The sequence below is a fragment of the Paenibacillus residui genome (assembly GCF_042677205.1).
GTDB classification, from domain to species: domain Bacteria; phylum Bacillota; class Bacilli; order Paenibacillales; family NBRC-103111; genus Paenibacillus_L; species Paenibacillus_L residui.
Window position 1 is genome coordinate 232,273 of sequence record NZ_JBHTIU010000008.1, and the last position, 12,578, is coordinate 244,850.

11 protein-coding genes are annotated in these 12,578 nt (G+C 47.9%); 5 read left to right on the top strand and 6 right to left on the bottom strand.

Annotated features, from left to right (window positions below; genetic code table 11):
- Window positions 1-228 precede the first annotated feature (228 nt).
- Window positions 229-1,971: an ABC transporter ATP-binding protein gene (locus ACFQ03_RS03095; protein WP_379285968.1), complete on the top strand. Its 1,743-nt coding sequence runs from the start codon at window positions 229-231 to the stop codon at window positions 1,969-1,971.
- A complete protein-coding gene (locus tag ACFQ03_RS03100; RefSeq protein WP_379285970.1) occupies window positions 1,952-3,796 on the top strand; it encodes an ABC transporter ATP-binding protein in 1,845 nt (614 codons plus the stop codon). Before ACFQ03_RS03095 ends, ACFQ03_RS03100 begins: the two co-directional genes overlap by 20 nt.
- Window positions 3,797-4,225: 429 nt before the next feature.
- On the opposite strand, the gene ACFQ03_RS03105 is transcribed toward ACFQ03_RS03100, so the two are convergent.
- From ACFQ03_RS03105 to ACFQ03_RS03115, 3 genes are all read right to left on the bottom strand, one after another.
- A complete protein-coding gene (locus tag ACFQ03_RS03105) occupies window positions 4,226-5,032 on the bottom strand; it encodes a histidinol-phosphatase (protein WP_144940513.1) in 807 nt (268 codons plus the stop codon).
- Window positions 5,033-5,125: 93 nt separating this feature from the next.
- Complete coding sequence (locus tag ACFQ03_RS03110; protein ID WP_379285972.1) at window positions 5,126-6,028, bottom strand: LysR family transcriptional regulator; 903 nt, start codon at window positions 6,026-6,028, stop codon at window positions 5,126-5,128.
- Between the two features lie 368 nt (window positions 6,029-6,396).
- A complete protein-coding gene (locus ACFQ03_RS03115; RefSeq protein ID WP_379285974.1) occupies window positions 6,397-6,957 on the bottom strand; it encodes a hypothetical protein in 561 nt (186 codons plus the stop codon).
- Window positions 6,958-7,035: 78 nt separating this feature from the next.
- Here ACFQ03_RS03115 and ACFQ03_RS03120 point away from each other — a divergent pair, with 78 nt between their 5' ends.
- Both ACFQ03_RS03120 and ACFQ03_RS03125 read left to right on the top strand, forming a co-directional pair.
- Complete coding sequence (locus ACFQ03_RS03120) at window positions 7,036-7,464, top strand: hypothetical protein (RefSeq protein ID WP_379285976.1); 429 nt, start codon at window positions 7,036-7,038, stop codon at window positions 7,462-7,464.
- A gap of 212 nt (window positions 7,465-7,676) precedes the next feature.
- Window positions 7,677-8,528 carry a sugar phosphate isomerase/epimerase family protein gene (locus ACFQ03_RS03125; protein ID WP_379285978.1) on the top strand — a complete coding sequence of 284 codons (852 nt, stop codon included), beginning with the start codon at window positions 7,677-7,679 and terminating at the stop codon, window positions 8,526-8,528.
- Between the two features lie 355 nt (window positions 8,529-8,883).
- On the opposite strand, the gene ACFQ03_RS03130 is transcribed toward ACFQ03_RS03125, so the two are convergent.
- The 3 genes from ACFQ03_RS03130 to ACFQ03_RS03140 are packed head-to-tail and all read right to left on the bottom strand — an operon-like array spanning window position 8,884 to window position 11,754.
- A complete protein-coding gene (locus ACFQ03_RS03130; protein WP_260982203.1) occupies window positions 8,884-10,401 on the bottom strand; it encodes a sensor histidine kinase in 1,518 nt (505 codons plus the stop codon).
- Entirely contained in the window at window positions 10,391-11,086 is a 696-nt protein-coding gene (locus ACFQ03_RS03135; RefSeq protein WP_379285980.1) for a response regulator transcription factor, read from the bottom strand. Before ACFQ03_RS03135 ends, ACFQ03_RS03130 begins: the two co-directional genes overlap by 11 nt.
- On the bottom strand, window positions 11,041-11,754 hold the full coding sequence (locus ACFQ03_RS03140) for a phosphatase PAP2 family protein (RefSeq protein ID WP_186328469.1): 714 nt from the start codon (window positions 11,752-11,754) through the stop codon (window positions 11,041-11,043). Before ACFQ03_RS03140 ends, ACFQ03_RS03135 begins: the two co-directional genes overlap by 46 nt.
- A 469-nt stretch (window positions 11,755-12,223) precedes the next feature.
- Here ACFQ03_RS03140 and ACFQ03_RS03145 point away from each other — a divergent pair, with 469 nt between their 5' ends.
- Complete coding sequence (locus tag ACFQ03_RS03145) at window positions 12,224-12,508, top strand: hypothetical protein (protein ID WP_379285983.1); 285 nt, start codon at window positions 12,224-12,226, stop codon at window positions 12,506-12,508.
- The last annotated feature ends 70 nt before the right edge of the window (window positions 12,509-12,578 follow it).

A 12,578-nucleotide genomic window follows, 5' to 3' on the forward strand; every position in this document is an offset into this window, starting at 1 on the left:
AATGGGGTCAAGGGTTATTTAGCTTATAAGATCAGTGTAAATTGTTAGTGAGAAAAATACGCCCATGTCTTAAGCATTAGTCATACCCTATCGTAAAAATTAAAAATATACTATATTTAATGAAGGTGCGTAAAGCCATATGCAGAGGTTACAGAATATCGGAAGGATCAATGGAGGAATCTTTACCGATGGATGATGACAGTACGTTGGAGGGAGGACGGAAGGCGTATGACGAAGATACTGTCTTTCTTGAAGCCGTATCGGATAGCTGTCACTGTTGCGCTGCTCTTGATGTTCACCGAATTGATGGTGGAGCTGCTGCAGCCCTTTCTGATTTCCAAAATTATTGACGACGGGATCAGCCAGCAAAATTTATCGGTTGTTATCCAATGGGGTGGGGTACTGGTCGGCTGCTCCATTCTTGCTTTTGTTAGCGGAATTATCAATTCCTTCTATGCCTCGCATGTGAGCCAAAGCTTTGGCTTCGACGTACGGGAGAAGCTGTATGAAAAAGTGCAATCGTTTTCTTTCGCCAATTTTAACCGGTTCCCGGCCTCTTCCTTGATTACCAGATTGACCAACGATGTGACCCAGGTGCAGAATACGGTGTTTATGTGCTTGCGGATCATGCTGCGCTCACCTCTGCTGGTTGTGGGCGGGCTTATCATGTCGTTTATTGTCCATGCCCGGCTTGCGCTGTTGCTTTTGTTGGCGGTCCCGGTTTTGCTTGTTTTTTTGTTCTGGGCAATGAATAAAGCAGGGAAGCTGTTCCGTTCGGTGCAGCAGAAGCTGGACGCAGTAAACAGCGTCATTCAGGAAAATTTGGCCGGGATGAGGCTGATTAAAGCGTTTCTTCGGCAAAACCACGAAATTAAACGATTTGCAGGCACAAGCCAGGAGCTGAAGGATAAGACGATGTCCGTGCTTCGGTTCACGGAAGCAACGATGCCTTTCGTGCTGCTGCTTATGAATGTTTGTATAATGGCCATTCTATGGGTGGGCAGTATGCAGGTTCAAACCTCGGGCGCCAGTGTGGGTGAAGTGGTCGCTATTATTAACTATGCCACAAGAATGACGATGGCGTTGTCGATGTTTACTATGATCATTATGAATTTTTCCCGGGCCAAGGCATCCGCCTCTCGGATTACCGAGGTGCTGGACAGCGATGGCGACCTGGTCGATGGAGAAGGCAGCCATTCCTTTGGCCAAATTGGAGAAGGCAGGGTTGTCTTTGATTCCGTCTCGTTTCAGTATCCGGAGTCGGCCGCTCCGACTTTACATAACATTTCGTTTGAGGTCAAGCCGGGGGAGACCGTGGCGATCATGGGAGCAACCGGTTCCGGTAAATCGTCTTTGTTTCAGCTGATTCCCAGGCTTTATGACGTTACCGGGGGAGCTATCTACATAGATGACACGGATATACGCCGTTTGACCATGGAGCAGCTGCGGCAGCAAATAGGCTTTGTTCCACAGGAAGCGCTGTTGTTTACCGGTACCGTTAAGGAAAATATAGCATGGGGCAAGGCAGATGCCACTATGGATGAGATAGTGGAGGCGGCGAGAAGAGCCCAAATTCATGAGACGATTATGAGGCTCCCCAATCAATACGATACGATGCTGGGGCAAAAAGGAGTCAACCTGTCCGGTGGACAGAGACAGCGTCTGTCGATTGCCAGAGCATTGGTGCGCAAGCCGAAAATCGTCATGCTCGATGACAGTACGAGCGCTCTGGATACCAAGACAGAGGCAAAGCTGCTGGCTGCGTTACGAGAGTATCCGTGCACACTGTTCATGATCACCCAGAAAATGACGGCGGCATTGTCAGCAGATACGATCATGCTCCTGGAAGACGGGAAGCTGCTGGCCAAGGGCAGCCATGAGGAGCTGTGGGAACATTCCTCCCTGTACCGGCGTATCTATCAATCCCAATTCGGAGAGGAGCGGTCGAAGCATGCTCAAGGAATTGATTAGGCCCTTCCAGTATCCAAGAACAGCCATGGGTCGGGAAGCAAGTCCCAACCAGCCCGTCTCTTCCAAAGTTAAACCAAGAGCGAGGAACTGGTCCGCTACATTGCGAAGAATATGGGGTTATTTGTCCCGCAGCAAGGCGAAATTGTATCTTGTGCTTCTAATGGTCATAGCCAGCTCGGGGCTGACCTTGCTGGGTCCTTTTCTGGTAGGCAGAACGGTGGATAACTACATCGTGCTGCAGAACTCCAGCGGACTCCTGTACAGTTTGCTGGGATTGGCCTGTGTCTACGTCCTGCAATCCGTTACGGTATGGCTCCAGAACTATTGGATGATCGGGATCGCGCAATCGACCGTTTTCTCTATGCGTTCCCAACTGTTTGAACATCTACACAAGCTGCCCATATCTTTCTTTGACAAGAGACAGCACGGCGAGCTGATGAGCCGGGTAACCAACGATATAGAAAATGTAAGCTCCACCCTGAACAGCTCGTTCATCCAGATTTGTTCCAGTTTATTGACGTTAATCGGAGCGGTTTCCGTTATGTTGTGGCTCAGTCCGCTGCTGACTTTACTTACGTTCCTGGTCGTTCCCGCCATGGTTTACGGAACGAAATGGATCACGAAGAGAACGGGCAGGCTTTTCAAGGAACAGCAGAAGAATCTCGGCGATCTTAACGGTCACATCGAGGAAACCATCTCCGGCCAGCGGATTGTCAAGATGTTCTCGCAGGAGAAGAGAGTCATTGCCGAATTCAAGGAGAAGAATGAACGTATACGCAGATCGGCTTTCTGGGCGCAGACCTTCACCGGGTTCATCCCGAAGGTGATGAACGTACTGAATAATTTGAGCTTTGCGATGATTGCCGGAGTGGGGGGCATTCTGGCTCTTAAAAATTTGATCACGATCGGGGCCATTATCGTATTCGTGGAGTACTCCAGGCAGTTCACCCGGCCGCTTAACGATCTGGCGAACCAATTCAATACCCTTCTGTCTGCCGTTGCCGGGGCGGAAAGAGTCTTCGATATTCTGGACGAAGAGGCGGAGGAGAAGGAGACGGCCGGGTCCGTGCGGCTCACCGAGCTTCGGGGAGAGGTGAATTTCTCGAACGTATCCTTTGCCTATGACAAGGGCGGGGAAACCATCTCTAACGTCAGCTTTCATGCGGCCCCCGGGGAGACGATCGCTCTGGTCGGCCCTACCGGTGCGGGCAAAACGACTCTTATCAACCTGCTGTCCCGGTTTTACGATACGGATAGCGGGGTTATAACGGTGGATGGGATTGATATCAAGAAAGTTCATCGGGCCGACCTGCGGAAGCAGATGGCCTTCGTCCTTCAGGATTCTTTCCTTTTCCAGGGAACGATTCGCGAGAATATCCGCTACGGAAGGCTGGATGCGACCGACGAGGAAGTGGAGGAAGCGGCCAAAATGGCTGACGCCCACTCCTTTATTATGAAAATGCGAAATCAATACGATACGGTCCTTAAGCCGGGCGGCGGCGGAATCAGCCAAGGGCAGAAGCAGCTTCTGTCCATTGCGCGCGCTATTCTGGCAAATCCGGTCATTCTCATCCTGGATGAGGCTACGAGCAGTATAGATACGGTTACGGAAGTCAAAATTCAAGATGCTCTGCAGAGGCTGATGAAGGGGAGAACAAGCTTCGTCATTGCGCATAGGCTGAATACGATTCAGAAGGCGGACCGGATTCTGGTGCTGCAGGACGGTAAAATTACAGAAGCCGGATCGCATGAAGAGCTTCTCCGGCGTCGAGGGTTTTATTATGAGCTGCATAACCGGCTGGTCACCTTCGGCAGCGATGAATAGCGAGCAGAGGTGCCCAAGTGTAATCAGGCAGCCGGCTGGAAATGATAGCGCCGGGGAAAACGGGGAAACGGTTTATGGCTAAGGAACGGTTCGGGAAGAATTGAACGAATAGGGGGAGGCTTACCAAGTGATTTTGGCGGTCCTGCCCCAAAGAAGAGCAAAAGTGCAGGTCTTTTAGCGGAGATTCGGCAAATCACGGGAAAGACGGATAAATCTGCAGTTTCTTTCTCCAGCAAAAGCGGAAAATCGGCAAAATCGCCAATTCACCTGCACTTTTGCATGTCTTTTGCCGACTTCAGCTTAAATCCTTCTAAAGACCTGCACATCTGCAGGTCTTCGTTCTTTTGGTAGCGGGACCTCTAGAAGTCCAAATGTTATGGCATCAATCAGTCCGATCAACCGTCATACAGCGCCGCAACGCACGCGTTCTCACAGCGGGACCGAGACCGGCTGCTTCTGACGGAAGAAGACCCATTCCTTATAACCGATTTCCCGGAGCTTTCTCTGAACCAGCTCCCATTCATCGCCTATGCGCGACGGGATATGAGCATCGGAACCGAAGGTGACCGGAACACCATAATATAGCGCCCGTTCCAGAATGTCGTCGGAAGGGTACCATCCTCCGCAATCTTTCGTTTTGCCGGAAGTATTAATTTCGATAGCGACTCCGACATCCCCGATGACCTTCAAGGTTTCCTCTACAGCCTTGGTCGGAAGCTGGGAAAACTGCGGATAAAAACCTTTCATGGCATCGATATGTCCCAGAATCTGAAACATGCCGCTTCGGGCGGATTGCAGGATCAGACGGTAGTATTCTTCCTTAGCCTTAATTTTCTGCACATCGTCAAGCTTCTTCCACCGGTTGCGGTTGAAAATGCTGACCCCTCCGGTTTGATGCACGCTTCCTATAATATAATCGAACGGATACTGCTCATAGATTTGCCGGTAAAGGTCGGCGTGCTCCGGGAAGAAGTCGGACTCAACTCCGAGCAGAATTTCAATCCGGTCTTTATATTCCTCCTTCAGCCTGAGCACCTCGGAGATATAATGGGAGAACTCGCTTTTGGCCATGGCAATGTAAGGCTCCGCATGATCCTCCTCTCTGCCGAAATAAGGAGAGTGGTCGGAAATGCCTATGACGTTCAGTCCTCCTTCTATAGCCGCTTCAATGTAATCGCGAATAGAGCCTTCCGCATGTCCGCATCTTTCGTGGTGGGTATGCAAATCGAATTTCATGTCGCGCCTCCTTCGGTCTACATTTAGAATTTATAAGTTCGGGGTCCCGCCAAGTACTCGGAATGTAGGGTTAATGATTGTCATGGAGATGGTTTATTCCGAGCCGATGAAATGAGTTTCCGGCATCCCTTTTAAATCGTTCAAGAATTGTTTGATGGCTGAGCTTAAGTAGCGTCCGGATTTATAGATGACTCCGACCGGATGAGGAGTCTCCAGCTCGCTGATATTAACCATTTTAAGTGTGCCCAGCCGAATTTCGTTGGAAATCGACATTTTGGAAATAATCGCCGCTCCCAGATTCAATTCCACCATCCGCTTAACCTCTTCGCTGCTGGACAGCTCCATAACAATCTGCGGATGAATATTCAGCTTTCGGATCAGCTGGTCCACAAATCTGCGAACGGCAGTGTCTGGAGACAGCATAATAAAAGGCAGTCGGTCAAGAGATTCGACAGAGGCATGAGAAGATTTAGCCAATGGGTGATCTGGGGATACCACTAATTCGAAAGTATCGTAATAGAGGATGGAAGTTTCCAGCCCGGGGTTTTTGTCAAACAGATAAGCGATACCTATATCTATGGCGCCGCTTTCGACACTGGACAATATTTGCGAGGTGGGCATGGAATGAATAGTTGTTTTGATAAGCGGATATTGGTCCTGGAAGTAGGAGAGCACCCTCGGCAGGATTTGCACAGCTATGGAGGTGGTCGTCCCCAAATTAATATGACCTTGGGGCTTATGCTCCAAATCCGACAGCTTCTGCTTAAGCTCCTCGACGGTTCGTAAAATTTTATAAGCATGCTCGAGAAAAACCTGGCCGCTGTCCGTTAAGGTGACCGGTTGATTCCGGTCGATCAGCACCGTCTTAAACTCGTCCTCCAAACTCTTGATCTGAGCGGAAACAGCAGGCTGGGTCAAATTCAGCATTTCTCCAGCTTTGCGAAAACTCATCGTCTGCGAAATAGTAATTAAAGTTTCCAATTGATTGATATTCATTCCGCTCTTCGTCCTCCTGTCCAAAGTTAGCGTTCCAAAGAGTCGAGGGGATCATTCAATAATTGTTTATTATCGTTATTATCTGATAAATAAATATTATTTTTCAACAATTTTATTATAAAGGAGAATGAAAAGGTCATCAATCTTTTTAAATATCTGTAGAACAAAAACTCATTTGCAGAGGGAATTCCTTACAGCAGAGGGGGGAACAGTAGGAGGATTTAAAAAAACGAACCGTTCCAAGGCGAAAATTAAACAGCCCCAGTCCCGTAGATTTCAGGACCGAGGCTGTTAATCGATTTTTATCTTTTTTTACTTGGTAGTGGGCGTTGCTTGCGGGGGAGTTCCTCCCCTTGTTTCACGATATATTACCAACCGTCGTTCTGATAAACCTTCCCTGCACCGTCGATTTTTTGCGGCAAGTCGGAATCCACCCAAACGGTAAAAAAGAAGTCTCCGTCACCTACGTCACTCCATTTTCCTACATAAACAGTCTGTGTGCCAAACGGATATTTAAGCTTACCTTTCGTATCGCTACCGAACCATCTTTTTTTCCATAACTCAATATAATAATCCCCGCTTGCATAGTTGTAATTATCTGCATCAGCTTGGGAATTTATTTGGATGTTTTTGCCAGTTGAAGAAAATGTTTTGGATTGAAGTCCGGAGTAAGTAACCCCGGTGAAAGTAAAGCTATAAATCTCTTTTTCGTTAACTGGAGACATTATACGAAATTGAGAATCTGCAAGAGGTTCAGCAACACCTATTGGAGCCCCGGAAGATTTGCTGACTGTCATAGGATTCTGAGTCTCATTAAGTCTATCAACCTTTGCCTCAGAAATAGAAGGAGTTGCATTCACTGAAGCGACGGAGCCTGTAACTAGCGCTAAACACAGGGATGATGACAAAACATACTTGCGAAGTTTCAAATTTTCCACAACCTATCATTTTTTATTCCGTAAATGGAATATTATGGTATAATGATTATATCATAATGGAGGGATTATATGGAAGCAAAAAAACAAAAAAGTATTTTATTGGTAGTAGTATTATTTTTAATTGCTGTAGCAACTGTCTCTATTTATTATTTTTCATCTGCAGGAAAATCTAATGATGAATCATCCTTAGTCTCAATTGAGCAAACTCTATCGAGTTATTTAGAGGGAGTGAAAAACGAAGATATCGATCAAGTAGTGGCAAATCTTCGAGATGTCACATTCAGTGATCGGGAGTCCTTGGTATCGTTTTACAAAAGAAACATACATGAAGTTAAACTCGTCGATTATAAAATATTAAAGGTTAAACTAGTGGATTCTACCAACGCAGAGGCACAAATTAAATTAAACATCGAAAACGAGGGAGAAATAGAACGAAAATTCAATTTGATAAAAGAGAACGACGACAAGTGGTATGTATATTTTAATTTTCAAATCTAAATAGTAAGTTTTGGCGATCATTGGGAACGAAAAATAATTTACAAGCGGAAAACACCGGACAGGGAACAGCCTGTTTTACGGTGGCTTTCCGCTTGTTTTAGCTTTCTAATGTTCCATTGGAATTCCATGATGCTGCAAGGGATGTTTGGATAATGTTAAGATAGGCATGGCAGTCAATCTTACGATACTACGCGATTGAGGTGGTCAAATAAATGAAATTTGGTTTATGTATTGTATTGGATTATCCCCGGCAAGGGAACTCCGAGGCGGGAGGGATGAAGGAATGGATGGCCCGGCTGCAGGCCAAATTGGAGGAGGCCGCCGGCTACGGCTTGGATAGGGTGGAACTGCCGTTAAGCCCGCTCGCCGCACTGGCGGAGCCGGAGTTTGAAGAAGCGGTTTCTCTGGTGAAAACCTCCGGTCTTTCTTGTCCGGTAGTGAATTCTATGATCAGACCCGGCCTGCCGCTTACGGGACCGGAGGTGAACCCGGAGCTGACGGAAGCCTATCTGGAGTCCGCCTTTCTTCGGGCTGCGCGATTAGGAGCCGGAACGGTGATTCTGGGCGCGGGGCAAGCCCGGAATATCCCGCAAGGCTTCGATAAAGAAACCGCAGCGGAGCAATTCGAAGCCTTCCTTCATCAATGTGAAGCTCACGCGGCGAAGCATGAGTTAATCGTGGCGATTGAACCGCTTAATCGTAAGGAATGCAATTGGATCAAATGGGTGGAGGAAGCGATCGAACTGGCCGCCGGTCTCTATTTGCCCCATATTCGTGTCGCGGCGGATTCCTACCATATGCTGATGCAGAGAGAGGAATACGACATCCTGGAAGAAGCCGTGGAGATGGGGCTGCTGGCGCATGTTCATCTCGCCGATCGGGACCGGAGACTGCCGGGCTGTCCTCTTGTGGAGAAAGGCGCCGATTTCAAACAATTGCTGGGAACACTTAAACGGTCCGGTTACGCAGGAGAAGCTTCGTTGGAATGTGCACCGGAACAGAATTCTTCATTGACCATCCCGCAATCCCTTGAGTATTTAAACAAACTATGGGATGAACTATGAGCAAGGGGCTGTCTCTTTAGGCGGTTTCCGATTTTTCAAGCACCACCTGGGAGTCTGATGCATATCAGGCTATAAGGTTGGCTGGGTGCACTGCAAAGCCTGCGACAGTACATCTTTTTGCTTCTTGAAATAGGGATTCAGCCATTCGGCAAGAGAATTCCTGTATTTTCGCAGCAATTTAGGTTCGCCCAATCGCCAAGGGAAGGGAAACTCATCAGCACTCACCAAGTCGGGCTGGCAGCTAAAAAAGGACCCCATTTCCGCTCCATAGTGGGATTTGAGGTCCTTTTTGGCTTCATTTCTTTATAGGATGTTCCGTTTTATGCGAATTTGAGACAGTCCTTGAAATACATCATTAACTGTCAATCAGTTCAAGGCGAACGCAGAAGCGGATCTCGCGGCCTACGGTTTCGGCCCAGATTTTGCCGTCATGGTTTTCCACAATGCTCTTGGCGATGGCCAGTCCGAGTCCCGAGCCTCCGGTCGAGGACGTTCTCGAAGCGTCAATGCGGTAGAATCTTTCGAACAGCTTGTCCAGCTCATCTTCCGGAATGGGGTCTCCATTATTGATGACACATATATGAGCATATCCTTCTTCTCTGGTCAAACGGACAGACACCACACCGGGCTTGGAGCTGTATTTAATGGCGTTGGTCAGTAAATTTTCGAACACCCGGATGATTTTGTCCGCGTCGATATGCGCCATAAGCTTCTCAGCGGGAAGATGACGTTCCAGCACAAGCTCGTTCTCTTCCGCATAGCTGACCGTTTCTTCCAGAAGCTGTTCGATCAATTCATTCAGGCAGACCCTTTCCTTGGCGAGGCTGACTCCGTGATTGGACAGCTTCGTGTATTCAAACAGGTCGTCAATCAGTCCCTTTAACTTTTCCGATTTGCTGGCGGCGATATTCAGATAAGTCTCCGCTTGCCTTTCGTTCTCATAATTTTTATCTTTAAGCAGCCGCAAATAGCCGATAATGAGAGTGAGGGGAGTGCGCAGATCATGGGAGACATTCGTAATGAGTTCGTTCTTGGTGCGCTCCGCCAGCCTTTCTTCCTCAATCGTTCGCTGCAGTTCCTTCGCCATGTGGTTGATGTTGTCCGCCAGCGAGCCCAGTTCATCGGAGGACTTATGCGGGACCCTGTAATCCAGATTGCCCTTGGAGATTTCCAGCAGCCCCTGGGCAAGCTCCTCCACGTCCTTCATCTTTCGTTTCGTCAGCCAGTAGAACAAACCTATGAATGCGGCAACTGCGGCTATTAGCGGAATCGGACTGGAACCCGGGTCATATTCAATTTGCGGGCGCGGAATCCCGCTTACTACCAGATAAGCCTTCTCGCTAACCAAATCAATCGGAAAAAAGGAGATGAATTCCTTCGAAGTATTATCGTTATAAATACGTTCATTCATCGCATTGGAGATGAGGTGGTGAACGTCGACTTGAGTTTCCGTTGTATTGGGGGTCTTATACAGCACTTTCCCGTCAAGAGATAGGATCAGCATTTTATAGGAGCTGTATTGGACCATATCCTCTATAATGGGCTTGACTTCATCCTCAGATATTCCCGAAAGCTTATATTGCAGCCGGGTAACGATACTTCTTGCCTCTCTTTCAATCTCTGCCTTGCCCTCGGTATAATCAATCCGGGCAACTTTATTATACTGGTCGAAAAAGGTAGCGCTCAGGCTGTAAGTGAGCATCGAGACGAGAAGACAAATGACGAAGGTGACGATCAACTGCAGCCGGATGCTCTCCTGAACTTTATTGACGCCCTGGATCAGCATTTTAAAGGAGAAGCGGAAGATGTCCCCGATCCAATTAAAAGGAAAAATCCGGCCAAGCCATTTGAACGGCGTGAATTTAATTTTCAATTTTATAGCCGACCCCCCACACTGTCTTTATAAATCGGGGCTTTCGGGGATTGTCCTCGATTTTCTCCCTTATTTTTCGAATATGCACCATCACCGTATTTTCCGATTCGAAGAAAGCTTCCTTCCAAACCCGCTCGTATATTTTCTCAATACTGAAGACCATGCCCCGGTTTCTGGCCAGCAGCTCCAGAATGGAAAATTCCCGCGGAGTAAGCTTGACCTCACGTCCGTCGACTTTGACCTCATGGGTAGCTACATTGATGGTAAGATCATCGATCTCTATCTCCTCTGCCTTGGCATCGGAGGGGGTGTTCAGCCTTTTGTAGCGTCTGAGCTGGGATTTGACCCGCGCCATAAGCTCAAGCGGATTGAACGGCTTCGTCACATAATCGTCCGCTCCCATGCTGAGGCCCGTGATCTTGTCCATGTCCTGGCTCTTCGCCGACAACATGATAATCGGCATGTTCCTCTGCTCGCGGATTTTCAGACAGGCCTGAATGCCATCCATCTTGGGCATCATGATATCCAGAATAATGAGATCGACAACATGGGACTCTAATATGTTCAATGCTTCCAGGCCGTTATAGGCTTTAAGAAGCTGATAACCGTCATTTTTTAAATAAATTTCCAGCAGATCAACTATTTCTTTTTCATCGTCGACAAGGAGTATTGTTTCTTTTGCCATACATGCTTGCTCCTTCCGTTCAGGACCTGCTGAATGATGGCCTGGCTCAGGACGAAAGCCAATTCACCCAGCAGAATGCCTGCGAACACATCCAATATTACATGCTGTTTAATAAACAGCGTCGATAAAATAATAAGCACCGCGGTAACGATAGTAAACAGCCGCAACCCGAAGCCCCGAATCGAGCTTGCCAGCAATCCCCTCATGACCAGATAGCTCGTCAGCACATGAATGCTTGGAAGACAGTTGAACGGCTGATCCGACCAATAGATGAACCGGACCAAAGCGGTTAACCAATCATCTCCGGTTAGCTCCGGGCGGGGGGCCGCCGTTTGGTAGAAATAAAAAATAATATAGCAAACGATAAGTCCGATATGAAAGGAACCCAGCGTCCGGAAATAGGTCATCCGGTCCTTCGCACATAATAATACAAGGACGAAAATAATAAAAGCATACCACGCGATATAAGGCAACACGAATATTTTCAAGAATGGAATGCGATGGTCCAATGCCGTTGTCAAATAAGTCACTCCGCGCCCAGGATGATTAAGCAGCGGGTAGACGATGTTCAACAGCGGAATGGTCAGCAGCAGCAGAAGCGGCTTGAAGTTGCTGCGAAGCCATCCTTGCTGCCGGCGAGCCGAAGGCCTTTCCAATGGAAGCTGCAAATTCAGGTCCCCCTTTATTTTTTTATTTTGGATCTCCTTGTTCATTATAGGAATCATTTCTTAAGACAGAATAGGGAATAGTCTTAAAAAAACCTTAATAGTGTCTATGTGCTTTGAACGAGAGTTATTTGGTATACAGGGGCTTGACTCAGCGTAAATACGCTTCCCGAAGAATGTCCCGGGCTGCTGTCCCCGCCGATCTTAACCTCATTCGATTCATCTTATGCCGCCGTCGGCGCTTAATAAAACCGGCAACCGGCACATTTCGATCAGTCATTGCTTGCATCCCTCAATGACTCCTACTCTGTTAGACGATTCTTCCCGACAATTAGTTTCCATTATTTGAAGAAAGCAGTCTCTATATCGAGACTAACTTCCGCCTGGCCGAGACGATCATCCGGAAACGAACCGTTCGATTCGAGCACTTATCATTTGATTCTGGACGACAGCGGGAAGGTGACCTACGGCGATGCTGGCCAAATATCCCGAGGTTGTCTATTTTTCCGGCCATACTCATTTACAACTCTCTTGCCCGAATATATATTATGAAGAGATCAATGTCTTCGTCGGCTCTTCATCGGTCCGTAATCCTTTCGATCAAGAATCGGTACCGCTGTCCGGAAGCATCAGCGAAAGTCTCTTCATTGAAGCGGACGATCAGCAGGTACGCATTCGAGGGAGAAGGCATGATTTGCGCCGCTGGGCGGACGGAGTTGATTTCATCCGAACCGCGGAGCAGTGGCGCCAAGGATAGATAGGAGCTATTCCTGTAATGAATTAATTTGCGGTTTGAAAAGAAAGAGCGCCTCCTGTATGCTGGGTCT

What these genes read in the sequence shown, in the direction of transcription:
- ACFQ03_RS03105 (WP_144940513.1), bottom strand. Translation starts at nt 5,032, where the DNA reads ATGAAATTCGATTTGCATACCCACCACGAAAGATGCGGACATGCGGAA.
- ACFQ03_RS03145 (WP_379285983.1), top strand. Translation starts at nt 12,224, where the DNA reads ATGCTGGCCAAATATCCCGAGGTTGTCTATTTTTCCGGCCATACTCAT.
- ACFQ03_RS03110 (WP_379285972.1), bottom strand. Translation starts at nt 6,028, where the DNA reads ATGAATATCAATCAATTGGAAACTTTAATTACTATTTCGCAGACGATG.
- ACFQ03_RS03125 (WP_379285978.1), top strand. Translation starts at nt 7,677, where the DNA reads ATGAAATTTGGTTTATGTATTGTATTGGATTATCCCCGGCAAGGGAAC.
- ACFQ03_RS03100 (WP_379285970.1), top strand. Translation starts at nt 1,952, where the DNA reads ATGCTCAAGGAATTGATTAGGCCCTTCCAGTATCCAAGAACAGCCATG.
- ACFQ03_RS03135 (WP_379285980.1), bottom strand. Translation starts at nt 11,086, where the DNA reads ATGGCAAAAGAAACAATACTCCTTGTCGACGATGAAAAAGAAATAGTT.
- ACFQ03_RS03120 (WP_379285976.1), top strand. Translation starts at nt 7,036, where the DNA reads ATGGAAGCAAAAAAACAAAAAAGTATTTTATTGGTAGTAGTATTATTT.
- ACFQ03_RS03095 (WP_379285968.1), top strand. Translation starts at nt 229, where the DNA reads ATGACGAAGATACTGTCTTTCTTGAAGCCGTATCGGATAGCTGTCACT.